This window comes from Marinobacterium jannaschii DSM 6295 (genome assembly GCF_000620085.1).
In the GTDB taxonomy this organism is placed as follows: domain Bacteria; phylum Pseudomonadota; class Gammaproteobacteria; order Pseudomonadales; family Balneatricaceae; genus Pontibacterium; species Pontibacterium jannaschii.
This window is the reverse complement of sequence record NZ_JHVJ01000019.1, coordinates 62,559-87,430: the sequence shown is the minus strand read 5'-3', so window position 1 is coordinate 87,430 and position 24,872 is coordinate 62,559. Positions and strand designations below refer to the sequence as shown.

The following is a 24,872-nucleotide window of genomic DNA, read 5'->3' as shown; positions in this document are numbered from 1 at the left end:
CGGCTTTCTTTATTCTTAGCGGCTTTGCTTTCATTGCTGGCGGAGGTGCTCGACAGGCCCCCGGTCAGTGAGCGTAGAATAGCGCTTTACGGAGCTTTATTAGCTATCTCTTATTTTTGCTTTCTGCCGAGGAAAAGGAATGAATCGAAGTGTACTGCTGCTGGCGTTGTGTCAGGCGCTGCTGGTGACCGGCAATATCCTGCTGGTGGCAGTGAACGGACTGATTGGTAAGCAACTGGCGCCGTCCGAGGCACTGATCACCCTACCGGTAGCGTTTCAGTTTATCGGCCTGATGATGGCGACCATCCCGGCGTCGCTGATCATGAAAAAGACCGGCCGGCGCAAGGGCTTTTATCTGGGCAACAGTATCGGTATCGGTGGCGCGCTGTTAAGTGTCTTTGCCCTGACACTGGAGCATTTCTGGCTGTTCAGTATCGGTACCCTGTTGCTGGGTGTCGGGATCGGTTTTGGCACCCTGTATCGTTTTGCCGCGGTAGAGGCCTGTGAGCCGGGTCAGCAGGGTAAGGCGATCTCGCTGGTGATGGCCGGAGGGGTACTGGCGGCTTTCCTCGGGCCTCAGATGGCGATTCATAGCCGGGAATGGTTTCCTGATCAGTCGTTTGTCGGCGCTTTCTCGGCCCTGGTGGTGCTGTATTGCATCGCACTGGCACTGATTACGCTGGTGCGCTTTGAAGAAGCCGATCCTCAGGAGGCGGCGGGCCCGCAGCGACCGATGAAGGAGATCCTGCTACAGCCGACGTTTATCAGCGCGGTTGTGGCTGGCATGGTTGGTTATACCGTGATGGTGCTGCTGATGACCGCCACACCGCTGGCGATGGTCAATTGCGGTTTCAGTTTTGAAAGTGCAGCCATGGTGATCGAATGGCATGTGCTGGGGATGTTTGTGCCCTCTTTCTTTACCGGGCACCTGATCGCCCGCGTGGGTGTGCGGCCGGTGATTCAGGCCGGTGGAGTACTGATGCTGGCCTGTATTCTGATCAACCTCAATGGCATCAGTGAATGGCACTTCCGTTCGGCGTTGTTGCTGTTGGGCGTGGGCTGGAACTTTATGTTTATCGGCGCGACCCAGCTGGTGGTGGGGACTTACACACCGGCAGAGAAGGCCAAGACCCAGGCCGCAAATGAGTTCCTGGTTTTCAGTATGTCGACCCTGGCGGCGATGAGTGCCGGCTGGCTGGAAGCCGGGGGCGGCTGGGCCGCGACCAATGCACTGATGATTCCGGTGGTGCTGTGGGCGATGGCGACGGTGTGGTTTTTCCGCCAGCGTAAGCCGGTCGAAGTGACCGCCTGAGCCGCAATAACCGTTACTGCCTATCACCTGAAGCTGCAGTTTCAGGTGATAGGCTGAAGCGGGGGCATTGATGGATGGCTCTGCTGCGCCTCTCTGCCATATTCCCCAAGCCCGGCAATCGGTCACTTCGAAGCCCGGGCGTCAGTCAGACTATCCCGGTCACTCTGATCCAAAGTATGAGTTTAGATCATACGACTTGGCCTATTTTCTCAGTTTCATTCATCTCAGAAACGCCTATACTGGTGCCGTCTGCGACTATAGTCGCAGCCTTAATCAGAAAGACCTCAGGTGCTATGGGATTGCTCTTCGGTTGCAGGAGATCAATCCCATAACACTATTGAGGATTTAACCGTGCAGAAAATCGTGATTGTAGGAGGCGGGGCAGGTGGCCTTGAGCTGGCGAGTCAGCTGGGGCGCAAGCTGGGTAAAAAGAAGAAAGCCGAGATTATTCTGGTCGACCAGAATCCATCCCATATCTGGAAACCCCTGTTGCACGAAGTGGCAACCGGGTCGCTCGATACCAGTACTGACGGCGTGGTTTATCACGCCCATGCAGCGCGTCATGGCTACCGCTTTATTCTTGGCCGCTTCGAGCAGCTGGATGCGCAGCGCAAGGTGATCCGGCTGGCGCCGACGTTTGATGACCGTAACCAGCCGCTGCTGCCGGAACGGGAGCTCAACTACGATATGTTGGTATTGGGTATCGGCAGTGTCAGCAATGATTTTGGTACTCCAGGAGTGCAGGATCACTGTTACTTTCTGGATTCTCATGCCCAGGCGGAGCGTTTTCACCAGTCGCTGCTGAGCCAGTTTGTACGTATTGATCAGCATAGCGGCGGGGTGCTGAAGATCGCTATCGTAGGCGCTGGCGCTACCGGCGTAGAGCTGTCCGCCGAACTGCATCATGTGACGGACCTGCTGAAACGCTATGGTATGCCCAATATGACGCCGCAGCAGCTGAAGGTCACCCTGATTGAAGCCGGGCCGCGTATCCTTCCGGCATTACCGGTACGTATCTCTGACTCCGCCTGGCGGGAGCTGTCGCGGATGGGCGTCGAGGTGCGGGAAAATACCCGTATCAGCCGTGCCACCGACACGGGCTTTGTGACTGCAGAGGATCAGCTGATTGAGGCGGACCTGATGATCTGGGCCGCCGGTGTTAAAGCGCCCGATTATGTGAAGGAGCTGGGTGTTTTTGAGCTGAACCGTGCCAACCAGATTCTGGCGAAGCCAACACTGCAGAGCAGTGTCGATGAGGATATCTATGTACTGGGCGACTGCTGTGGCTTCCAGCAGGAAGACGGCAGCTGGGTACCGCCCCGGGCACAGTCTGCGCACCAGATGGCTTCACAGATTCAGGCCAATATCATCCGCCGCCTGAAGGGGCAGGCGCAGCAGCCTTTCAGTTACAAGGATCATGGTTCACTGGTCAGCCTCAGCCGGTTCAGTACCGTCGGCAGCCTGATGGGTAACCTGACCAGCAAGAGCATGTTTGTTGAGGGGCATCTGGCCCGCCTGATGTATATCTCACTCTATCGCATGCACCAGATTGCCATCCATGGCTGGGGCAAGGCGGCACTGATCTATGTCGCGGAGACCATCAACAAGGTGGTGCGCCCGAAGATGAAGCTGCACTGATCCGAGTGTCGGACCAGTATGGCGAAAGGCATGGCTCAGCCATGCCTTTTTCAGTTTAAGCCGGGTCAAACTGAACCCTTACGCAGGGCAGGTATTTGCCTGCAGAGACCGGTGCTACACTTAGCGGCACTAACAGATAGGGAGACACAAGATGATCAAGGTTGGCGATAAGATTCCGGCAGTAAAGCTTACTGTTGCAGCGGCATCGGGCCATGAGGCCCGGGCGGCGGACGAACTGTTTGCCGGTAAGAAAGTAGTTCTGTTTGCCCTGCCAGGTGCTTTCACCCCGACATGTTCAGCGGCTCACCTGCCGGGCTATGTGGTGGAAGCGGACAACTTCAAAGCCAAAGGCGTCGATATGATCGCCTGCCTGTCTGTCAACGATGCTTTCGTGATGCAGGCCTGGGGCGAGCAGCAGAACGCCGAGCATATCACTATGCTGGCTGACGGCGGCGCGGCCTTTACTAAGGCACTGGGACTGGAGATGGAGACCGGAGACTTCGGTGGCACCCGTTCCAAGCGCTATGCGATGGTGATCGAAAACGGTGAAGTGACGCTGCTGAATGTCGAAGAGCCAAAAACCTTCGAGGTTTCCAAGGCCGAAGTGATCCTGCAGGCGCTCTGAGCCGCCGCGATTGCACGACCCCTGAACCCTGCCTGTCGGCAGGGTTTTTTATGGCGCTGTAGCGTGCTGCTAAACTTAACCTCGCCCCTGAACTTATCGTCCAGAGCGCTATCGTCGTGCGCTTACGGGGCACCTGTGTCTGTAGCCGGAAAGAGTCTATGGCCTTTACCTTCACCTTTATTCAGTTGTTTGCCTGGGGCGTCTATCTGATTGCACCCTTGCTGGGCTTTTTCCTGCTGATTGTGCTTTCGCTTGGCCTGATTGTCGGAAGAATTGAAGGCTGGAGCCGTTTTGATGCACTTTACTGGGCTTTCATTACCGCGTTCACCGTAGGTTATGGTGATATGCGGCCATTGAAACGCTGGTCGCGGGTGTTGTCAGTGGTGATAGCCCTGCATGGCATCCTGCTGACGGGCCTGCTGGTGGCGGTGACGGTGCAAACCTCAACCAAGGCGTTTGAAATGCATATCGATCCGGCAGAACTGAAACGTATCGAGCAGCAGCTGCGCTGAGCACTGGCGGTCTGTGCCGGCCAGCGCGACCTGAAGCCGCCGCTGGCAGGCTGCCTGATCAGCGAATTGTCATGCTCAGTTCGACCGGCAGAGAGCGTGACACCATCTCGTATACCGGTGAGAAGCTGACGCATTCGCGCAGATCGGATTCGCTGGCGCCGGATTCTATCTCCATGTTGACTCTGATCTGGCTGTAGCCCTTGGGCACGTCGTCGCTCAGTCCGAGGAAGCCCCGCAGATCGAGATCGCCTTCAAGGCGGGTCGCTACGGATTTTACCTCCAGGCCCCGCGCGGCTGCGTGATAAACCATGCTGGTGGTCATACAGCCGACCAGGGCATGTAGCAGATACTCGACCGGATTCGCCCCCTTATCGGTGCCCAGCAGCATCGGCGGCTCATCGGCATCCAATACAAATGGCACACTACGGGAGCGGTCTGTGTCGCCGCAGCCATAGAACTCCTTGATGGCGGTGCGGTTGTGTCCACAGGTCAGCCACTGGTTATCGGCGCTGAAGCGGAACTTAGCCAGATCCGGCTGCTGTTTCACGGCTTCGACGGTGTTGATCAGGTCATCCACGTTCACGCCATTGAGGATGGTTGGGGTGGTTGCATGTTCTAACATTGTTCTGACCTCCGTACGGTGAATCGGTTGGCTTTGTTATTAAGCTGATCCTATTGTCCGGCGTGTTCTAAGCTGTTGTAAGAAGCATTCCTGCCACTATCGGGCCATTTGTGCCAGCGGAGGAGAGCGGATGAAGCAGAAGGCTATCAGGGTGTTATTTCTAGCAGTGCCTGAGACGGCAGGGTCCTCCCTATACGGCATGCTGGATGTGCTGGCTGCTGCCGGTAACGTCTGGCAGACCCTGGTCAGGAGCGAGCCGCTGCCAGCCCTGTTTACACCGCAGATTGTCTCGCTCGAACGTCAGGCGTTTAAATGCGGGAACAATATTCCGGTGTTGCCGGACCATTCCATCGCGGACTGTCCCGGCAGCGATATCCTGATTATTCCCGAACTCTGGCTGGGGCCTGACGAAAACCTGCATGGCCGCTATCCGCAGCTGATGCAGTTTATCCGCGATCAGTATGAGCAGGGCTGCTATCTCTACTCGGCCTGTTCCGGCTCGTTGCTGCTGGCTGAGAGTGGCTTGTTGAATGGCCGTCGCGCGACCTCTCACTGGGGGTATGAGCAGCTGTTTCGCGCCCAGTATCCGGATGTCGATTTTCAGCCGGAGCCGATCCTCTGTTTTGCCGATGACAGTGGCCGGGTGGTGACGGCCGGAGGCACCAGTTCATGGCATGATCTGGTGATCCATATTATCTCCCGACATGGCAGTCCGGCTGAGGCGATGCGGATCAGCAAGGTCTACCTGCTGAAGTGGCATGATGAGGGGCAGTTGCCTTATAAACCGCTGGTGAACCAGACCCTGCACAGCGATGCCCAGATCAGCGAAGCAGAGCGCTGGCTGGAAGAGCATTACCTGCGCCATGATGCTATCGACAGCTTGATCGGTTACCTCGATATTCCGGAGCGAACCCTGAAACGGCGTTTTAAGGCCATTACCGGAGAATCATTGCTCGAACGGATTCAGAACCTGCGGGTCGAAAATGCCAAGCGTGCGCTGGAAGGCTCCCACTGCTCCATTGATGAGATCTCGGCCGACAACGGCTATGAAGATGCCGGTTTCTTTCGTCGGCTGTTTAAACGTCTGACCGGATTATCGCCCAGCCAGTATCGCAAGATGTTTGGACGTGGCGATCGTTAGCCGGCGCAGCCCCGGCTGCCAAAAAGCCGCAACCCAGTCAATTGTTTGACTTGCTCCCGGAATCGCTATAGTCTGACTCGCAGCCCGAGAGAAAGGCTTTTACCCGCACGCTCCATTTCGTTGCATCACACCGATCCCCGTCCTGAAGTCTCTGAGTTCGAGTCTGTCTTTTTGCTTTTCCAGCTCCCCGGCATCTGGCTATTGTCATATTGAGGATGCATCCTATCAAGACTGCGCATCCTGACGATGGCACTGGTATTTCCGGGTTTGATATTTGTCGGAGAAAGCAGGGATTTATTCCGGGTGTTTAGTTTGAATTGAACACCCATTTGTTTTTTATTCATCCGGCTATCGCCGGGTGATGCCAGCCAGCAGCTGTTGCCGTGTTTTTCCGGGTCTGTCGCGACAGGCCAGTTTTCGGGTTATCGGATGTCATGTTCTTGGCGGCTTGTATAAGAAGATATCATGCGCAAAGCAGCAGTACCGTCATCTGACGCTTCAGATAAACCAACCTACAGTCATCCGATTCCGGACCGCGAATTCATTATGGGCCTGCTGGGCGACAGCGCCGAGCCGCTGAACCGCGAACAGCTTGCCCGAATGATGAAGCTTAACCTGGATGAGGAAAAAGAAGGCCTGCGCCGCCGCCTGCGGGCGATGGAGAGGGATGGCCAGATCGCCTATCAGCATCGTCAGGGTTTCACGCTGATCCGTGAGGATGAGCTGATCTCCGGCCGGGTGATCGGTCATCCGGATGGCTTCGGCTTCCTGGCAACTGACGAAGCGGGCGATGACCTTTTCCTGTCTGATAACCAGATGCTGACGCTGTTCGACGGCGACCGGGTTCAGGTGCGTGTCAGCGGTGTCGATCGCCGCGGGCGTCGCGAGGCCGCGCTGGTAAAAGTGCTGGAGCGAAACACCGCTCAGCTGGTTGGCCTGCTACAGGAAGAGGACAACGCCTTCTTCCTGCAGCCGGAGAACCGCAGGATCGCCCATGAGATCGATATCGATCGTGACGAACTGAATGGCGCTAAGCCGGGGCAGTACGTTGCTGTCGAGATTACTGAATACCCGAGCGCGCGCTACAACGCCGCAGGTCGTGTCGTTGAGTTGCTGGGCGATGCGATGGCTCCGGGGATGGAGATTGATGTCGCGATCCGCAGCCATGATATCCCGCATCGCTGGCCTGATGGCGTAGTCCGGTCGGCTGAAGAGATGGGGCATGAGGTGGCCGAAGCGGACAAGCAGCACCGTGCCGATCTGCGACACCTGCCGTTTGTCACCATCGACGGTGAAGATGCACGGGACTTCGATGACGCAGTGTACTGCGAAAGCGCGAAGGGCGGCGGCTGGAAACTGTTTGTTGCCATCGCCGATGTCTCTCATTATGTCCTGCCGGATAGCCTGCTCGATCAGGAGGCGCAGAAACGCGGTACCTCGGTGTACTTCCCGGGACGCGTAGTGCCGATGCTGCCAGAAGCGCTGTCCAACGGCCTGTGCTCACTGAATCCGAAGGTCGACCGCCTGGTGATGGTGTGTGAGATGGCGATCAGTGCCAGTGGCAAGATGACCGACTACAAGTTTTCCGAAGGGGTGATCCACTCCCATGCGCGCCTGACCTATAACCAGGTGAACGCGATGCTGAACGCACCGAAATCCACCACGGGTAAGAAGATGGCCCAGCGCCATCAGGCGATCATGGCGGATATCGAAACCCTGCATAAACTCTACGGCGCACTGAGCATTGCCCGAGGTAAGCGCGGATCGATCGATTTCGAGACCAAAGAGGTGACGTTCAAGTTCACCGAATGCCGCAAGATCGATCAGATTATGCCGGTAGTGCGTAACGATGCGCACAAGATGATCGAAGAGTTTATGCTCTGTGCCAACGTGGCGACGGCCCGCTTCCTGGAGAAACTGAAGCTGCCTGCACTGTTCCGTGTCCATGACGGCCCGCGTGATAAGAAACTCTCTAATCTGCGCGCCTTCCTCGGCGAGCGGGGGCTGACCCTGGGGGGCGGAGAGAAACCGGCCACCGCTGACTACGATCGCCTGATGAGCAGTATCGAAGGCCGTGACGATGCCGATATTATCCGTACCATGATGCTGCGCTCACTGAGCCAGGCAGAGTACAGTCCGGATAACCAGGGCCATTTTGGTCTGGCTTACTCCGCCTATGCTCACTTTACCTCACCGATCCGTCGCTATCCTGACCTGCTGGTACACCGTGCGATTCGTTCGGTGATCCGTAAGCGTGAAAGTGGCAATCCGCTACGCCGGGTACTGAAGCGTCTGACCGGTATCGGTGGTGATCCGGTTCAGCGCGTGAAAAGCGCCGCCCGACTCGATCCGGGTACCAGCTATCCGTACGATCTGGCGACGATGGCGAACTTTGCACAACACTGTTCTCAGGTGTCACGCCGTGCCGATAAGGCCAGCTGGGATGTGGAAGCCTGGCTCAAATGTGAGTTTATGCAGGGCTATGTCGGTGAAACCTTCAGCGGTACCGTCGCCAGCGTAGCTTCGTTTGGTCTCTTCATTGAGCTGGATGAGTCGCAGATCGAAGGTCTGGTGCATATCTCCACCCTGAAGGACGATTACTACAACTTTGATGCAGGCAAACAGCGCCTGATCGGAGAGCGCAGTAATGCAGGATTTGGCCTCGGCGACCGGGTAAAGGTACGCGTGGTACGGGTCGATATGGAACAGCGCAAGATCGAATTTGAGATGCTCGGATCTGGCGGCGGTCATAAGAAAAAGCGTAAGTCCCGCTCACGCTAGACCGCTGACAATGCCGCTTCACTGATGCCGGTAAGCGGTGCAGAGATAAAAAGGGCCTGCTGAAAAGCAGGCCCTTTTGCGTTTACAGGGCCGGATTGTCAGGCCGCGTGTTGCAGGGGCAGAGGCGCAGTATGACCCGGCAGCGCTTTGATCTCCTCTGCCTGGCCACTGAGTTCGAACGGGCGTCTGGCGCTCATCAGACGGAATGCGGCCGGTACAAAGTAGAAGGACAGCAGTGTTGTCATCAGAGTACCGCCGGCAATCGCTACTGCGAATGGCGGCCAGAATCCGCCCCCGGCCAGTATCAGCGGCAGAAAGCCGCCAACCGTGGTGATGGTGGTCGAACTGATATGGCGTGAGCAGCTGACAACCGCCGCTACGATGGCATCGCGATCGCCATAGATCGCCGCCGGATCAGCCTTAAGCTCGGCCAGAATCACAATCGCAGCATTGATGGCCAGCCCCATCAGGCCGAGCAGGCCGATAATCACGGTAAAGCCGAACGGATAGCTGAACAGGTAGACACTGAGCAGGCCCAGACCGACCGACTGGAAAGCCGCCAGGAAAATCAGCAGGCTCATGCGGAAAGAGTTGAACGACAGCACCACGGTGGTGACCAGCAGGGTCGCGATTACCCCAATACTGGCCAGCAGGTTACCCACCGCATTGTTACGTTTGGCAGACTCGCCGCCGAACTCCATGCTGTAGCCATTTGGCAGGCTAAAGCCAGCCGCTTCCAGCCGCTGCCTGAACCGGCTCAGTACGGCGGCCGGAAGTACCCCTGCCTCCAGGTATCCCTCCACGGTATTGATTCTTTCGCCGTCACGGCGGGGAATAGCACCGCGGCTGGGCTTCAGCTCCGGAGTGGCCAGCGCCATCAGCGGCAGGTTACGCTCTGCACCGGGCACGCTGATGCTGAGGTTAGCCAGGTCTTCCAGGTTCCGGCGCTGTTCATCGCCCACCCGCACCCGGATCGGAATGGATTCGGTCGACTCCAGTACCGATCCCTGTAATACCCCTTCCAGGCTGTGATTGAGCTGACTGGCGATACCCGTCAGGCTGAGGTCGCTGAGGCGGGCCTGAGCTTCGTCCACATTCAGCCATACCTTGGGCGTAGCCGGTTGCAGGGTGGCCCGGGTGTGAATGACCTGGGCGGTACCTGCCAGTACCCGGCGGGCCTCGGCACCCAGCTGTTTCAGCTGATCCAGGTTAGGACCATACAGGCGCAGTTCGATCGGGGCATTAAACGGCGGTCCCTGTTCCAGCTTGCGCACCAGAATCTGTGCTTCCGGCAGGGCATCGTCCAGCTGGGCCTGCAGTTGTGGAATCATCCGGTTGGCGGCCTGGAAGTCGCTGGCGGTGATCATGCCCTGGGCATAGCCCGGCGTATTGCGCTGGGTAGGGACCAGGTTGTAGTAGAACGAGGGGGCCGGGTTGCCGATAAACCAGCGAACATTATGAATCTCCTGCTGCTCGCGGAGGATCTCGCTGACCCTCTCGGTAGCCGCCCGGGTGTTTTCGATACCACTCTGGGGCGACATATAAAGCTCGATCTGGAACATATCCCGGTCTGAGGCGGGGAAGAACTGCTCAGTCAGTTTTCCTGCGGCCATAAAGCCGCTCAGGGGCAGGGCAAATACCAGCAGGATGCTGAGCAGCGGGTAGCGCAGGCTCAGTTTCAGTGAGTTGCTGAACAGCCGTGCCAGTTTCGGAAACTCGATGCCGCTGCGATACCAGTGTGTGTCAGCTTGGTTGCCGGGGTGCAGGAAACGGCCGGACAGGGCCGAGACGATCAGGTGCGAGACAAGGTAGGAGCCGAGCAGCGAAAAGATCACACTCAACGCGATACCGCCGACAAATTCGCCGGCAGGGCCAGGCATCAGCACGATCGGCATAAACGCCAGCACGGTGGTGATGGTCGATCCCAGCAGCGGCAGCCAGAGGTGGCGCAGGGAGTGCAGGATCGCTGTCGCGCTCGATTCTCCCTGGCGTTTACGCTGCTGGATTCCATCCGCCATGACGATGGCGTTATCCACCATAATACCCAGCGCCACCACCAGACCGGTGACAGACATCTGGTGGATCGGCAGGCCGAAGTAGTTCATGCAGCTGAGGGTGAACAGCATGGTCAGGGGCAGTGAGAGTGCGACGATCAGGGCGGCGCGCCAGCCCAGGGTAAACAGCAGTACCGCCGAGATCAGGGCGAAGCCCAGCAACAGGTTTTGCATCAGGTCCTGCAGGCGGGTTTCGGTGTAACGGTTCTGGTCGAACAGCACTTCCAGTGTTACGTTGGCGGGTAGCTCTGCCTCAAAGCGGCGCACCGCGTCAGTGACGTTCCGGCTCCACTGATCAATACGCAGGTCATTCAGCATCCGCGCGGCCACCACCACTGAGGTCGCGCCATCGACCACCGCGATCTCGCGTGCAGGCCAGCGCAGCTGATAGCTGATATCGGCGATATCTTCCAGCCGCAGCAGGGCCTGACTGTCGTTGTGCTGCAGCGGGATGCGACGGATACGGTCGAGCGAGTCCAGCTCCCCGGCGACTTCGATCTGCATCCGGCTTCCGGGGCTGTTCAGCTCCCCGGCACTGACCTTGGCATCAGCCTGGCCGATCAGGCCGGCGACAGTGGCGGCGCTGATCTGAAGCTGGCCGGCCAGGTCTGGCTCAAGCTGTACCCGGATCTCCTCCTCGGGTTCTCCATGCAGCTCGACAAAGTCCGTACCGGAAACCTGCTGCAGCCGCACTTTCAACTCTTCGGCATAGCGTCGCAACACCGCCATATCGGCCTCGCTTTCATGCTGCCATTTCACCGCGATCAGGGTAGTGAACGCATAGCCGTGGTCGTCATCCAGTGAAGGGGGGCGGGCACCGGCGGGCAGCTCGGGTTGCAGGTCATTCAGCAGGTCGCGAACGCGGGACCAGACCGGCGCGGTATCATAGATCTCGTCTTTCAGCTCGACTTTGACACTGCTGACGCCGGGCTTCGAAGTTGATGTGAGGTGCTTGATAGCCGCCAGTTTGCGTAACCTGGCTTCAATTTTCTCACTGACCAGCGCTTCAACACGCTCGGCACTGGCCCCGGGGAAGTGGGTGATAATACTGGCGTTGCGGTTGGTGATACGTGGATCTTCTGTTCGCGGCAAGGTGCTGAATGCACCCAGTCCGGCAACAATCAGTACTGCGATCATCAGGCTCAGCAGGCGGCCGTTGGTTACCAGGGCGCGGATCAGGCGGTTACTTTTCATGGCGCGACTCCCGGCAGGGTATTCAGTGCCAGCGGCGTTTCAGACGGAATTCTGACCTGCTGTCCCGGCACCAGGCGGTGCAGGCCGCTGGCAAGAATCATTTCACCGGCATCCAGTGCGCCGCTGACGTACACCTGGCTTTCGGTGGCGTGTAACACCCGTACATTGCGCTGCTCCAGCCGGTAGAGGGTTTCGTGACTGTTGAAAACCGCCGGGGTAAGGCGGTACACCGTCCACATACCACGGATGCCATCGGTAATCGCCGACAGGGGGATCCAGTATCCGGGCTGCTGAAAGGACTCGGTAAGATGCAGCTGAACCAGTTGGCCGTTAACGGCTGCGGCTTCCGGCGGCAGGGCGAAACGCACCTGCACGGTGCGGGTGACCGGATCGATCTCCGGACTCTGTCCGAGAATATTCAGTGGCAGCGGCTGACCAGCCAGCTTCAGGTAACTGTCCTCCCGGTTCAGGGCGTCCAGCATGCGGATAGGAACACCGACTTCCACCTCAGCGCTGCCCTGTTGTAACAGCTGGAAAACGGAGGCTCCGGCATTGACGACGACCCCCTGATCAATGAAGCGCTGGCTGATACGGCCGTCAAACGGTGCCAGCAGGCGGGTTTTATCGAGACGACTCTGGTTGGCGTCCAGCGCGGCCAGAGTGCGCAGACGGCTGGCGAGCTGTACCTTGCGCTCGGCCTGCAGTTCGTCCAGCTGCTGGTCTGAGCTGAAACCGCGCTTTTTCAGCGAGCGGATACGCTTCAGGTTGTTATCGGTCAGTTCCAGTCGCGCATTGACCTCGCGTAGCTGTGCCCTGAGTTCCTTGCGCTCGATCTGCAGCAGGCTGTCATCCTGTGTGGCAAGCAGGCTGCCCTGGCTGACCCGGTCGCCCTCGTCGACAAGCAGCTTGTTCAGTTTTCCCGCCTGCTCAAACCCCAGGGCTGCGTTTTGTTTTACCTGCACCCGGCCGGTGAGGCGGCGCTTCACCTGATAGTGCTGCTGTTGTTCCAGCCGCAACGGTTCTGCCATATGGTGGTACACTGACGCGGCTGCATCAGCTTGCTGGGCGCCATTTACCTGGTCGCAGCCACTGATGGTAAGCGTTGAAATTAACAGCAGAGCAAAAGGCAGGGCGTATGAGGTCGCTGCCGGACGGATGGAAGAGGGCCGTACGTTCATGCTGAGATTCCTGTTGAATTTGTACTAAAATGGACGAGTGAGTCTAGTTTAGGTTTGTAAAACTGGACTGTCCAGTTTGATTTTGTTTTGAGGTTAGAATGACAAAGCCAAGATCCCGAAGTGAGGAGAAGCGTTTACTGATTCAGAACGCTGCCACTGAGTTGTTTTGTGAGCAGGGCTTCGCTTCAACCAGCATGGATCAGGTGGCGAAGGCCGCCGGTGTATCCAAGCAGACGGTGTACAGCCATTTTGGGAATAAAGATGACCTGTTTACAGCGGCAATCCGTGCCAAATGTGTCTCTTTCGAGGTGGACAGCATAGAGCTCTCTGCCGGCCGCAGCGTGGCCGAGGTATTACTCGATATGGCCAACCGGTTTGTCGAAATGATCCTGTCTGAGGCCGCTATGCAGGTGCACCGGACCTGTGTGACAGAGGCGCCGAGCAACCCCCAGGTGAGCCGGCTTTTCTACGATGCCGGGCCAGAGCGGGTCATTGAAGAGGTCGGCCGGGTTTTACAGCAGCTGTCAGAACGCGGTGATTTGCAGATTGAGAATCATCACTTCGCTGCGGTACAGTTTCTGAAAATGGTGCAGGGCGAGGCCCGCATGCGTGAGGAGTACAACATCGAGCCTCGCACCAGTCAGGCAGAGATCGATGCCTATCTGAAAAGCTGCGTGGCGATGTTTATCCGGGGCTACAGTCCGCGCCAGGATTCATAACTGATTAGCTGGCGGGCGGCTGAAGCTGTCGTGACAGGGCGGGGTCCGCTATCAGGGAGTGATCGATGAAACGCAGAGATCTAATAACCGCGCTGGCGGCAATGATGGCTTCCGGGGCGGCACTGGGAGGGCGCAGTTCAATCGATAAACTGGTGGATATTGCCCGCCAGCTGCCGTCGTCCGCCCCGGCACCGGCCCTGTTTATCGGTCATGGCTCACCCATCTATGCCATCACCCCGAATCCCTTTGCCGACAGCTGGTATAAGCTGGGCCTGCATCTACCAAGGCCGAGTGCGATTGTCGTGATATCGGCGCACTGGCTGACGCCGGGGCAGACCATGCTGACGGCGATGTCCCGGCCGGAAACTATCCATGACTTTTACGGCTTTCCCAAGGCGTTGCATAACAAGCAGTATCCGGCCCCCGGCTCACCGGCCCTGGCCGAGGGTATTGCCGACGCGATCCGCCAGCCGGATATCTGGCTGGATGAATCGGAGTGGGGGCTGGATCACGGCACCTGGTCGGTGCTGAGCCAGATGTATCCGGTGCCCAATATTCCGGTGATCCAGCTCAGCCTGGATACCACTCAAAGTCATCAGTTTCACTTTAACCTCGGACGCAAGCTGCGCTTCCTGCGCCAGCGCGGCGTGATGATCATTGGCAGCGGTAACCTGGTACATAACCTCCGGGAAACCCGGCGGGATAATAAGATCTACGGCTGGGCTGAGGAGTTTGATCGCAGGATTGCGGGTTTCCTGCGAGATGGCAACTGGCAGGCGGCGGTCGATTTCCGCGAGCTGGGCAAGCTCTCCTACCTGGCCCATCCCACTGAAGAGCATTACCTGCCGCTGCTTTACACCCTGGGCGCGGCCAGAGAACAGGACCAGCTGCACTTCTTTAACGAAGCGCTGGTGGAGGGGGCGATCTCCATGCGCTCGCTGCTGCTTAGCTGACCGGATGAGCCTGAATGGCTCAGGCGACCGATACCCGACAAGGAGTGCTGATGATATTGCTGCAGGCGACTGACCTCTGCCACAGCTACAGTACCGGCGACCAGCAGGTGCCGGTATTGAGCGGACTGAATCTCACCCTGCATCGCGGAGAGGTGGTGATGCTGCTTGGCCCCAGCGGGTCGGGTAAGTCCAGTTTACTGAACCTGCTGGCCGGTATCGAACGGCCGCAGCAGGGATCGGTAAAGATTCAGGGCGAGGAGCTGCTGAGCCTGAGTGAGTCCGCCCGAACCCGTTTCCGACGCCGCCATATCGGTGTGATCTATCAGTTTTTCAACCTGATTCCGACCCTGACCGTTGCCGAAAACCTGCTGCTGCCGTTGTCGCTGAATGGTCGCCGGGCTGAAAAAGGCCGCGCTGAAGCGTTCCTGCACCGGCTGGGAATGAAGGACAAGGCGACGCGTTTCCCCGACCAGCTCTCTGGTGGCGAACAACAGCGGGTCGCTATCTGCCGCGCGATGATCCATCAGCCTATGCTACTGCTGGCCGATGAACCGACCGGCAGCCTTGATGCTGATACTGCGGCGGGGGTGATGGAGCTGCTGTTGCAACAGGTTCGGGCAGAGGGCAGTACCCTGCTGATGGTGACCCACAGTGAAGCGCTGACCCGGCATGCCGACCGGGTGTTAACCATGCGGCGCGGTCGGCTGGAGGAGACAGGCTGATGCTGGCCCGGGCCAGCCTGCGTCATTTCAGCCAGCATCCCTGGCAGCTGGTGCTGTTGTTGCTGGGGATTATGCTGGGGGTGGCCGTGGTTGCGGCGATCGCCATTACCAGTGACAGCGCCCGTCACAGCTTCCTGCTGGCCGAGAAGCAGATTTATGGTGAAGCAACTCACCGGGTGGTCGCTGACCGGCCGATCGATCAGGCGCTCTATACCCGGCTGCAACGCCACCCGGCGGACTGGCCGATGGCGCCGCAGATTCACAGCCGGGTTCGTGCAATGCCTGCGGATCACAGTCGTGGGGGCATGCTGCTGCGCCTGCTAGGCGTCGACCCGTTGCGTGAGTCGACTTTCCGCCCCAATGGCGCTCAGCTGGTACAGGCCGATCTGGGTTTCAGCCGTTTACAGCAGGATAGGGTTGCCCTGTTGTCTGCATCTGTCGCCACCGAGCTGGGACTGAAAACCAATGACCGGCTGTCGCTGAGTACCACGCATGGTCCGGCTGAGGTCAGGATCGCCGGCTTGCTGGATGACCAAGACAAGCCGCAGCTGCGTAACCTGTTGCTGATGGATATTGGTCAGGCTCAGCAGCTGCTGCGGCTGGATTCACAGATCAGCTCGATCGATTTAAAACTGCGTGATAACGAACGGGAGGCGGTCAGGGCTCTGTTGCCGCCAGCGGTGCGACTGGAAGCCACCGCCTTGAGTGATGCCCGTGACGCCCGGCTGACCCAGTCCTTCTTTTTCAATCTGCGGGCGCTGAGCCTGCTGGCGCTGGTGATCGGCCTGTTTCTGGTATTTAACAGCGTCTGGTTTTCATTGCAGCAGCGCCAGCCGGTGTATGCCCAGTTTCGTGCGCTGGGGCTGGAGGGCGCTGTGCTGCAGCGCTATCTGCTGCTGGAAGTGACCCTGATCGCCACCATCGCCTCATGTGCCGGGGTGATACTGGGGGCGGTGTTGGCCAGCAGCCTGCTGGAACGGGTGCTGGGGTCAGTTGCTGAGCTGTATGGCACCCGCGCCGTGCCGGATCTGCTGCTGGAGGGGAAACAGCTGTTGCTGATGGTGATCACCGGCGTCGGCGGCAGCCTGCTGGCCGCCGCCTGGCCCTGCTACCGTATTGGCCGTACGCCACCCCGGGGGCTGATGCAGCTGAGCCAGCAGGAATATCAATTGCAAGGTTTGTCCGCCCGCAGCGGCTGGATCGCCGGGCTGCTGCTGTTAGTGGCGCTGATGATCCTGCTGCTATCAGAACAGAGTCTGATGCTGATCTATCTCGCCGTGACGGCACTGTTGCTGGCCGGTGCCCTGATCCTGCCACTTTTACTCCGCTGTCTGGCTCAGCTGCTGGCGAGGGCGCTGCAATCGCTGGGGCATCCCCTGTGGCAGATGATTCCACGGGATATCAGCCGCAGCCTGAGCCGTACCGGTATCGCCGCTATGGCGCTGATGATCGCGGTGGCGGCCACGGTAGGCATGAGCAGTATGGTCGGCAGCTTCCGCCAATCGGTGCAGTTGTGGCTGGAGGCACGGCTCAATGCCGATCTCTATGTTACTCAGCAGCAGGATATCCCCGGTCAGCGCGGCGGTCTGTCAGCGCAACTGATTGGTCAGCTGGAAGCGCTGCCGGGGATTGCCACGCGTGCAAGCCTGAGCCGGGTGAAGTTGCAATTGCAGGGGCAGGCCGCCTGGCTCTACGCCAGTGAGTTTCCATCGCCGATGCACAGTGCCTATCGTTTCCGTCGCGGAGAGGATGCTCAGATCTGGCAGCAGCTGGCGCAGGGGGCGGTGGTGATCAGCGAGCCGCTGGCCAGCCGCCTGCAGCTGAAGGAGGGGCAGGCGCTGCTGCTGAACACGCCGCAAGGCGCGCAATCGTTCCTGATTGCCGGGGTTTACTATGATTTCGGCAGTATTGGCGGGCGCTTGATGATGACGCGTGCCAGCCTCCAGCGTTTCTGGGGTGAAGTTAAACCCTATAGCCTGGCACTCTATCTGCAGCCTGAGGACGGCCGGGTGTCAAGCCGGCAACTGGAAGCGTTCCGTGGCCTGATACAGCAGCGCCTGATCGATGAAGACCTGCAGCTGATCGAAGCACAGCAGATATTGCAGCGATCGATCGAGGTGTTCGAGCGAACCTTTCTGGTCACCGATCTGCTGCGGTTGATGACCGTGCTGGTGGCCTTCATCGGTATTCTCAGTAGCCTGATGGCGTTACAGCTGTCACGACAACATGAAGTCAGTCTGCTGAAAGCGCTGGGGTTCAGCCGTCGCGAGCTGATCGCGCTGCTGTTAGGCCAGTCACTGTTGCTGGGGCTGATTGCAGGACTCTTTGCCATCCCGCTGGGTGAGCTGCTGGGCTGGATTCTGACAGAAGAGGTACAGTTGCGAGCCTTCGGCTGGAGCATTCCCTACCTGATCGACTGGCAAAACTGGCCCGGCGCCCTGGGGCTGGCACTACTGGCTGCGCTGCTGGCGTCGATCTGGCCGGCCTGGCGCTTTGCCCGCCTCAGGGGGATTCGCCGATGGGAATGATCTACCGTTTTCTGGCCGGGCTGCTGGCAGTGGCGATCCTGGTGTCGATGCTGTCTCTGTTCATCACTGATGAGGCAGGGCAGACCGCGGATACGGCCTTTGATCTGGGCGACTTCCTGGGTGATGCCGGCAGCGACGATGCTTTCCGCAAAGCCCGGCCCGACTACCGTATAGCCTTGCCACGGGATCACCTTGCCCATCCCGGGTTTCGCAGCGAGTGGTGGTATCTCAATGGCAACCTGCAGCGCCAGGATGACCCCCGGCAGCGCTACGGATTTAACTTCACTATCTTTCGCCAGGCGCTGGCGCCTGAGTCAGCGGAGGAAAATCCCTGGCTGAGGCCGCAGTTCTATATGGGACATCTGGCGATCGCGGATTTTGCAACTGGAGAGCACCGCAGCAGCGAGCGCTTTGCCCGTGCCGGGCCGGGAATAGCCGGTACCGCCGGCCAGCCACTGCGAGTCTGGCTGGATAACTGGCAGCTGACGGCCGACCGTGATGAAAGCCTGTTTCCGGCCCTGCTGGAGGCGCGGGACCGCAGTTGTGACTGCGGCTACCGGCTGCAGATTGAGGCGCTGAAGGTTCCGGCCTTTCAGGGTAAGGATGGCTATAGTCCGAAGCGTCAGGAGCCAGGGTTTGCGTCGCATTATTACTCCTTTACCCGCTTGCGGGTTCATGGTGAGCTGTGGCTGGGACCGGAAACCATTCCGGTGTCAGGCAGTGCCTGGTATGACCATGAATGGGCCAGCAATACCCTGGCGGATTACCAGCAGGGCTGGGACTGGTTCAGCCTGCAGCTGGAGGATGGGCGTGATCTGATGTTTATCCGTCTGCGCAGTCGGCTGCCGGGCCGGCGTGATTTCGATCAGCTGAGCGTGGTTGATCAGACAGGACAGCGGATTGACCGGCCGGGTGATAGCGCCGAGCTGGTGGCGACCGATTACTGGGTTACGGATGACGGGGTTCGTTATCCGGTGAGCTGGCAGCTCCGGGTGCCTTCACAGGGGCTGGATCTGGTTATCCGTGCCCGCCAGCCAGAGCAGGAGATGCGCCACAGTATGCGTTACTGGGAAGGCGCAGTCTCCATCGCAGGCAGCCATCCTGGCCAGGGCTATGTTGAACTGACCGGTTATGCCGGTAACAGCGCTGAAAATGCCAGCCGCTAGTCACGCCAGAACGGCTTTTCTGCTTCCCGCAGGGCATCGGCGCGGCTGATGCCAATATCCTTCAGCATATGTGAATCCAGCCGTGTCAGCTGGCGACGTGATTGGTAGTTCCGCAGCCAGTGTTTAACCCTTTCTCCGATACGGCAGCCGTAGTGGCTGACCAGTAAACTTAAACTAACTTCATTTTTCTGGGCTTTGCAGCATGTAGTTGAAGACAGCATCTCAATACCTCCCGGTGCCATTGATTTGATGGGAGCGCTCACCAGGTTGAGTACAAGTCTGGACTCGCTGAGGCATTTCGACAAACGATATAAATTTCTTTATGGTTAAGAAAAACTTAATTGGTGTCGTGATGGATAGCAAAGAGGCAAGGCTACCGCCATTAAAGTCCTTGCGGGTGTTTCAGATCGCAGCAGAGCAGGGCAGCTTTAAGCTGGCGGCGGAGAAACTGAACGTGACGCAGGCCGCCGTCAGCCAGCAGATCCGCCAGCTGGAGGCTTTTATTGAGGTTGAGCTGTTTCGGCGCCTCAGTCGGGAGGTCCGGCTTACGGCGGAAGGGGAGCAGTTACTGCCCTATGTCCAGCGAGGCTTCGGGGCTTTCCTTGAAGGGATGCAGGTGCTTTCGCGTGATCCGAATCCCAACCGGCTGACGATCACCACCGTGCCGAGTTTTGCCGGTAGCTGGCTGGTACCCAAGCTGGGCCTGTTTCAGCAACGACATCCGGAAATCAGCTGCCATCTCTCGCTGTCGCATGCGATCGAAAACTTCAGTGACGGCGTTAATGATATCGGGGTACGCTTCGGACGCGGCAACTATCCCGGGCTGGAGGCTAAGCAGTTCTCGCGCGATTTCAATGTGCCGCTGTGCCATCCGTTGCTACTACAGCAGCTCGGTGGCGAGCCGGGTGCCATTGGTCGGCTGCCATTGCTGATCGATGATTCGCCTGAGCTGGACCGGATGCTGCGGCAGTTTCACGCGATTTTCGACAACAAATGCTGTGGTCCGACCACCAACCTGACCATCTCCGATTCCAATATGCTGGTCGATGCGGCCCTCAGTGGGCAGGGACTGGCATTGGTGCGCTTCAGCCTGGCCTATGAACTGATAGAGCGCGGCCAGCTGGTTTGCCCGCTGCCGGTCTACTGGCATTCACCCTATTCCTACTATCTGGTTGCACCAAAAGGGCACTTCAGTCGCCCCAAAGTGGAGCAGTTTGAAGCCTGGATAATGGAAGAAACGGCGGGGATCGAACGCGCCTGGGAACGTTTCAGGCAGCAACGGGGACTAAAGTGTATTGACTGATCAGGGGCTACACTAAAGCAGACATTCAAGGCCGGAATTCCGGCGGGAGGCGCTATGCAGCTGCAACAGATGCGTGAGATGGTGGCCTGTCACCAGATCAGGGAGGGGATACTGAAGCCTGCAACTGAAGGGAATGGCTGGCTGGTGGGTATCGAGGACCGTGACGGTGTCCAGCATGCGCTGACTGATCATGGCGGCCATGAAAAGCTCTACCACTCGATCGACATTGCCACAGAAACCCTGCGGGATATGGGAGTCGATGCAATCAAAGTGGTGGAGTAGGGCTGTAAGATCTGCCCGCAGCCTTCAGGATACGGGCAGATCAGGACGGCAGTTTAGTGCTGGGAGCTGGCCTTGGAGGCTTTAGTATCTGCCTTTTTCGGCAGGTACTTGTTCAGAATCAGGTAGCCCAGTACGCCTGACACGAGCGAGCCGAGGATAATACCGAGACGCTCGTCAAACTGACGGTCAATGGTGGTTTCCTCGAATGCCAGCGAGCCGATAAACAGACTCATGGTAAAACCGATACCGCAGAGCGCTGCCGTACCGTAAAGCGTACGCCAGTCCATGCCGTTTGGCAGCTTGCTCATGCCGAGCTTAATCGCCAGCCAGCAGAAACCAAATACCCCCACCTGTTTACCCACAAACAGGCCCAAAGCGATACCCAGCGGCACGCCGTGGGCGAGCTGATCCATGCCGATTCCCGACAGGTTCAGGCCCGCATTGGCAAAGGCAAATACCGGCAGTACCAGGAAGGCGACCATGGAGTGCAGGTCATGCTCCAGGCTTTTCAGTGGAGAGTAGCCCAGCGTTACGCGGGACTTCATCGGGATAAACATTGCCAGGATGATACCGGCGAGGGTGGCGTGGACGCCGGATTTCAGCAGGGCAATCCACATCACCACGCCGACAGTGATATACAGGCTGCGTGATTCCTGATGGGTCCGGTGCAGGATAAACAGTGTAGCGATACAGGCTGCCGCGATAATCAGTGCGGTGGCAGAGATTTTGGCCGTGTAGAAGAAAGCGATAATCAGGATCGCGCCAATATCGTCAAAGATCGCCAGCGAGGTGAGGAAGATCTTGATGCTGACCGGCACGCGGGAGCCGAGTAACGCCAATACACCCAATGCAAATGCGATATCGGTCGCGGCAGGTATGGCCCAGCCCTGAATCGCCAGAGGATCGTCCAGGTTAAATGCCACGTAAATCATGGCAGGTACGGCCATACCGCCGATTGCGCCGACGCCAGGCAAGACTACATCGCGCAGATTGGACAGTTCACCTTCAATCACTTCCCGCTTCAGCTCAAGGCCAACCAGGAAGAAGAAGACTGCCATCAGGCCATCGTTGATCCAAAGCAGCAGAGGCTTGGCGATTTGCAGGGCACCAAACCTGATTTCTACCGGAGTGCTCAGCAGCCGGTCGTAATAGACGCTTAGCGCCGAATTGGCGCAGATGACCGCGAGAATGGCCGCCAGAATCAGGATGATTCCGCCAGCTGCTTCCGTCTTAAAGAAACGGGATATATAGCTGTCAAGTAAATCAGACGAGTTGCTCATTAGGTTCCTTCGTAAGCTTTTAGTTGCTAGCTTTAGCCGTCGAAAACAGAAACTAGCAGTTTTCGCGCCAATAAACGACCATGAAATTTACCGGTGTTACGGTCGGCGATTTTATGATCTCTATAACTGATTTGCTTTTCGATAGTGTCCTTCATAGTCAAATAGTTTCTCTCGTACCCGCCAGTGATGACCCGCCTTGCGGGCAATCACAAAATCTGGAGCCTTAAACTGCAGCTGTAACTCCAGTACCTCATCCAGCTTACTGAAAGTCCGGGGCTGTTCGCCGTTGCCAAAGCGACGGCCGTATTGCTCGTTAAAGGCTTTAACAGCCCCCGCCTTGCTGAAATCAAAGCTCTCTGCCAGTTCATCGCCCTGTTCATCATAATAGGTGATGCGCAGGCGACCCTCTCTTTCTGCAAAAGTCATACCGGCACAGCGGATTACCAGTGCATCCCTGAGTTTAAGCGCAGCTTTCAGTTGATCGTCCGGATCGATAATGGGCTTTCCACATTGGTGGCAGCGGCGGGCGGCGATATCGTTCTCTGCATTGCAGTGCGGGCACTCCTTAAAGCGGAAGCGGTACTCACACTGCTGCTTGCGGCCCTGATCGTTTTCCTCAAAGCCCTGGCAGCGGCGACCGAAGTGTTCGATCACCTGGCCCTCTTCATCTTTCTTGCCCCAGAAGATATTGGCAAATTCGCACAGGGGACAGAATACCTGGACCGGCTCGCTGTCGGAGGAGGGCTTGCTGGTGCCGATCTCAGGATAAAACAGATCGAAACCATTGCCGGCGTAATCGATCACCAGGCAATCCTTCTTGCCTTCAGCGAGGCGAAGGCCGCGGCCAACGATCTGCTGGTAGAGGCTGACTGACTGGGTCGGGCGCAGAATAGCGATCAGGTCGACATGGGGGGCATCGAAGCCGGTGGTCAGCACCGCTACATTCACCAGGTAGTGCAGTTGGCGCTGTTTAAAGCGATTGATCAGGCTGTCGCGTTCCGGCCCCGGCGTATCGCCGGTGACCAGCGCGGTGCGTTCAGCGGGCAGGTAACTGGTGATTTCACGGGCATGGTCCACGGTGGCGGCGAAGATCATCACGCCCTGGCGTTGTTCGCCCAGCTCTGCGATCTGTTCGGTAATGGCCTTAGTGACACGGGGGTGTTTTACCAGCAGCTCGTTAACGGCGGTTTCGCTGTACTCGCCGTGGCGGTTGGTCGCCAGGCCGGAGAAGTCATACTGGGCAATCGGCGCATCGACCATCTCGGGGGGTGTCAGATGCTTTTTGCGAATCATATAGCGCAGCGGCAGTTCATAGATACAGCTGACGAAAGGCGGTTCGATGCCGTCTCTGACGAAGCCGTGGTGGTGATACTTATAGATCCAGCCCATTCCCATCCGGTAGGGTGTGGCGGTCAGCCCCAGGACTTTCAGTCCCGGGTTATGCTTCTTCAGCTGGCCGATAATCTTGCCGTACTGCGAGTCCTGGTCGCCGCTGACGCGGTGGCATTCATCGATGATCAGCAACGAATACTGGTCGGCGAAGGCCGCCAGGTTGCGTGATACCGACTGGACACTGGCAAAGGTGACCTGGTGTTGTGTTTCCTTCTGTTTCAGCCCGGCAGAGAAAATCCCGGCATTCAGCCCATATGCCTGATACTTGCTGTGATTCTGCTCGACCAGCTCTTTTACATGCGCCAGTACCAGTATTTTGCGCCGTGCCAGTCGTGCCAGTTCGGCGATCACCAGGCTCTTTCCCGCACCGGTGGGCAATACAATTACGGCGGCATCGTCAGTTTTACGGAAGTGGCGCAGGGTGGCGTCAACAGCGTCTTGCTGGTAGTCACGCAGGGTGAAGGCGGTCATCAGTTTGTTTCTGGCTAGCTGGGATGCCGATTGCAGCAAAAGCCAGACGGGAGTTCAAGCGCTGATAGTGTGTAGCGGACATAAAACAGCCCCGGCTCGTAGGAGACCGGGGCTTTAAGGTACAACAAGGAAGAATTTCTTACTCAGCGTCGGCAAATAGCTCGGACAGCATAGATGACAAGTTGGAGCTGTTCTGATCGTATTTATCTTGCTGCTCTTTGTCGGCTTCCCTGTACCGCAGGTCTTGCTGCACCAGATTATCGAGCAGTTGCTGACCTACGTCGAAAGCGTCCTGCATAAAGCTTAGTCCAGGACGACTGACTGCATCCTGAACGCCATTCATCATATGTCCCAGACGGCGGCCTGCGCCAGCCGCCGGGTCGCTCTGTTCCTGAACCTGCTGATAGGCTGCCACGGCGCTGTAGCTTTCCGAGCGGGTCATGTTCAGGTTCATGGAAGAGAGTTCGTCGCGGTTAATCTCCAGTTCGCTGGCCTGATCGAAGGCAGCCTGGAGGTCGCCGTCAAAGAAGTCGCTGGCGATCTCGCCGATCTCTTTCACCAGGCTATCGATCGCCTTCAGTTCATCTTCGTCCAGCTCACCTTCGACACTGAAACGGTAGTCACTGCTTTCACTGCGATCGATGCTGAAGGAGATTGCACTGCCATCGGCGCCTGCAGTGGCACCAAAGCTGGCTTCATAGGCACTGTCATGGGCAAAGTTGATGGTCACGCTGTCGCCGTCTTTGGTCTTCAACTCCAGCGAGAAGCTCTCGGCCAGCGAGTAGCGCTCTGCGGCCAGCATATCGGTGCGGCGACCCTGCGCCGGTGCGTTCTTTTCAGCTTCCTGGAGCTTCTCCAGCATTGCCTGCTGCGGATCGACTTTCGGCTCCTCCGGCTGTTTAGCCTGGGCCTGAAGGTTGCCGCTGATCTGGCTGCTATAGCTTTCGCTGCTGTGCAAATTGATCATGGGAGTCCCTGCCGTTAAAAGGTGTTTCCCCT

20 protein-coding genes are annotated in these 24,872 nt (G+C 58.1%); 13 read left to right on the top strand and 7 right to left on the bottom strand.

What is annotated here, in order from left to right; translation table 11 throughout:
• Nucleotides 1-139 precede the first annotated feature (139 nt).
• The 4 genes from Q354_RS0111530 to Q354_RS0111515 all read left to right on the top strand — a co-directional run bounded on the left by Q354_RS0111530 (nucleotide 140) and on the right by Q354_RS0111515 (nucleotide 4,087).
• Entirely contained in the window at nucleotides 140-1,312 is a 1,173-nt protein-coding gene (locus tag Q354_RS0111530) for an MFS transporter (protein ID WP_027857729.1), read from the top strand.
• Nucleotides 1,313-1,663: 351 nt separating this feature from the next.
• A complete protein-coding gene (locus Q354_RS0111525; protein ID WP_027857728.1) occupies nucleotides 1,664-2,950 on the top strand; it encodes an NAD(P)/FAD-dependent oxidoreductase in 1,287 nt (428 codons plus the stop codon).
• Nucleotides 2,951-3,101: 151 nt separating this feature from the next.
• Nucleotides 3,102-3,575 (top strand): peroxiredoxin, encoded by a 474-nt coding sequence (locus tag Q354_RS0111520; protein ID WP_027857727.1) that lies wholly within the window; start codon nucleotides 3,102-3,104, stop codon nucleotides 3,573-3,575.
• A 158-nt stretch (nucleotides 3,576-3,733) separates the two neighbouring features.
• The gene (locus Q354_RS0111515) at nucleotides 3,734-4,087 is read left to right on the top strand and encodes a potassium channel family protein (RefSeq protein WP_027857726.1); all 354 of its coding nucleotides are present in this window, start codon (nucleotides 3,734-3,736) and stop codon (nucleotides 4,085-4,087) included.
• A gap of 58 nt (nucleotides 4,088-4,145) precedes the next feature.
• On the opposite strand, the gene Q354_RS0111510 is transcribed toward Q354_RS0111515, so the two are convergent.
• Nucleotides 4,146-4,709, bottom strand: coding sequence for an OsmC family protein (locus tag Q354_RS0111510; protein WP_027857725.1), 564 nt, complete (start codon nucleotides 4,707-4,709; stop codon nucleotides 4,146-4,148).
• 130 nt (nucleotides 4,710-4,839) lie between these two features.
• Here Q354_RS0111510 and Q354_RS25540 point away from each other — a divergent pair, with 130 nt between their 5' ends.
• Together Q354_RS25540 and rnr are read left to right on the top strand one after the other, a co-directional pair.
• Nucleotides 4,840-5,850 carry a GlxA family transcriptional regulator gene (locus Q354_RS25540; protein ID WP_036229535.1) on the top strand — a complete coding sequence of 337 codons (1,011 nt, stop codon included), beginning with the start codon at nucleotides 4,840-4,842 and terminating at the stop codon, nucleotides 5,848-5,850.
• Nucleotides 5,851-6,315: 465 nt separating this feature from the next.
• On the top strand, nucleotides 6,316-8,631 hold the full coding sequence (rnr, locus tag Q354_RS25535) for a ribonuclease R (RefSeq protein WP_051560078.1): 2,316 nt from the start codon (nucleotides 6,316-6,318) through the stop codon (nucleotides 8,629-8,631).
• A gap of 98 nt (nucleotides 8,632-8,729) precedes the next feature.
• Here the strand turns inward: rnr and Q354_RS25530 are convergent, their stop codons facing one another.
• Nucleotides 8,730-11,879 carry an efflux RND transporter permease subunit gene (locus Q354_RS25530; RefSeq protein WP_245601035.1) on the bottom strand — a complete coding sequence of 1,050 codons (3,150 nt, stop codon included), beginning with the start codon at nucleotides 11,877-11,879 and terminating at the stop codon, nucleotides 8,730-8,732.
• Complete coding sequence (locus tag Q354_RS25525; RefSeq protein WP_051560077.1) at nucleotides 11,876-13,057, bottom strand: efflux RND transporter periplasmic adaptor subunit; 1,182 nt, start codon at nucleotides 13,055-13,057, stop codon at nucleotides 11,876-11,878. Before Q354_RS25525 ends, Q354_RS25530 begins: the two co-directional genes overlap by 4 nt.
• Nucleotides 13,058-13,155: 98 nt before the next feature.
• Between Q354_RS25525 and Q354_RS0111485 the strand changes: the two genes are divergently transcribed.
• From Q354_RS0111485 to Q354_RS0111465, 5 genes are all read left to right on the top strand, one after another.
• Nucleotides 13,156-13,776 (top strand): TetR/AcrR family transcriptional regulator, encoded by a 621-nt coding sequence (locus Q354_RS0111485; protein WP_027857724.1) that lies wholly within the window; start codon nucleotides 13,156-13,158, stop codon nucleotides 13,774-13,776.
• A gap of 65 nt (nucleotides 13,777-13,841) precedes the next feature.
• The gene (gene ygiD / locus Q354_RS0111480; protein WP_211252246.1) at nucleotides 13,842-14,729 is read left to right on the top strand and encodes a 4,5-DOPA-extradiol-dioxygenase; all 888 of its coding nucleotides are present in this window, start codon (nucleotides 13,842-13,844) and stop codon (nucleotides 14,727-14,729) included.
• A 14-nt stretch (nucleotides 14,730-14,743) separates the two neighbouring features.
• On the top strand, nucleotides 14,744-15,451 hold the full coding sequence (locus Q354_RS0111475; protein WP_084332566.1) for an ABC transporter ATP-binding protein: 708 nt from the start codon (nucleotides 14,744-14,746) through the stop codon (nucleotides 15,449-15,451).
• Nucleotides 15,451-17,979 carry an FtsX-like permease family protein gene (locus Q354_RS0111470; protein ID WP_027857721.1) on the top strand — a complete coding sequence of 843 codons (2,529 nt, stop codon included), beginning with the start codon at nucleotides 15,451-15,453 and terminating at the stop codon, nucleotides 17,977-17,979. Before Q354_RS0111475 ends, Q354_RS0111470 begins: the two co-directional genes overlap by 1 nt.
• On the top strand, nucleotides 17,970-19,145 hold the full coding sequence (locus tag Q354_RS0111465) for a lipocalin-like domain-containing protein (RefSeq protein ID WP_051560076.1): 1,176 nt from the start codon (nucleotides 17,970-17,972) through the stop codon (nucleotides 19,143-19,145). The genes Q354_RS0111470 and Q354_RS0111465 overlap by 10 nt, the downstream gene beginning before the upstream one ends.
• Here Q354_RS0111465 and Q354_RS25520 read toward each other — a convergent pair.
• Nucleotides 19,142-19,366 carry a DUF1127 domain-containing protein gene (locus Q354_RS25520; protein ID WP_084332571.1) on the bottom strand — a complete coding sequence of 75 codons (225 nt, stop codon included), beginning with the start codon at nucleotides 19,364-19,366 and terminating at the stop codon, nucleotides 19,142-19,144. The two genes, Q354_RS0111465 and Q354_RS25520, sit on opposite strands and share 4 nt — an antisense overlap.
• A 131-nt stretch (nucleotides 19,367-19,497) precedes the next feature.
• Here Q354_RS25520 and Q354_RS0111455 point away from each other — a divergent pair, with 131 nt between their 5' ends.
• Nucleotides 19,498-20,448 (top strand): LysR substrate-binding domain-containing protein, encoded by a 951-nt coding sequence (locus tag Q354_RS0111455; RefSeq protein WP_027857719.1) that lies wholly within the window; start codon nucleotides 19,498-19,500, stop codon nucleotides 20,446-20,448.
• A gap of 54 nt (nucleotides 20,449-20,502) precedes the next feature.
• Nucleotides 20,503-20,730, top strand: coding sequence for a hypothetical protein (locus Q354_RS0111450; RefSeq protein ID WP_027857718.1), 228 nt, complete (start codon nucleotides 20,503-20,505; stop codon nucleotides 20,728-20,730).
• A 53-nt stretch (nucleotides 20,731-20,783) separates the two neighbouring features.
• On the opposite strand, the gene nhaA is transcribed toward Q354_RS0111450, so the two are convergent.
• From nhaA to Q354_RS25515, 3 genes are all read right to left on the bottom strand, one after another.
• Nucleotides 20,784-22,010: a Na+/H+ antiporter NhaA gene (gene nhaA / locus Q354_RS0111445; RefSeq protein WP_027857717.1), complete on the bottom strand. Its 1,227-nt coding sequence runs from the start codon at nucleotides 22,008-22,010 to the stop codon at nucleotides 20,784-20,786.
• A gap of 120 nt (nucleotides 22,011-22,130) precedes the next feature.
• Complete coding sequence (locus Q354_RS0111440; RefSeq protein WP_027857716.1) at nucleotides 22,131-23,873, bottom strand: DEAD/DEAH box helicase; 1,743 nt, start codon at nucleotides 23,871-23,873, stop codon at nucleotides 22,131-22,133.
• A 139-nt stretch (nucleotides 23,874-24,012) separates the two neighbouring features.
• Entirely contained in the window at nucleotides 24,013-24,840 is an 828-nt protein-coding gene (locus Q354_RS25515; protein ID WP_051560075.1) for a hypothetical protein, read from the bottom strand.
• Nucleotides 24,841-24,872: the final 32 nt, after the last annotated feature.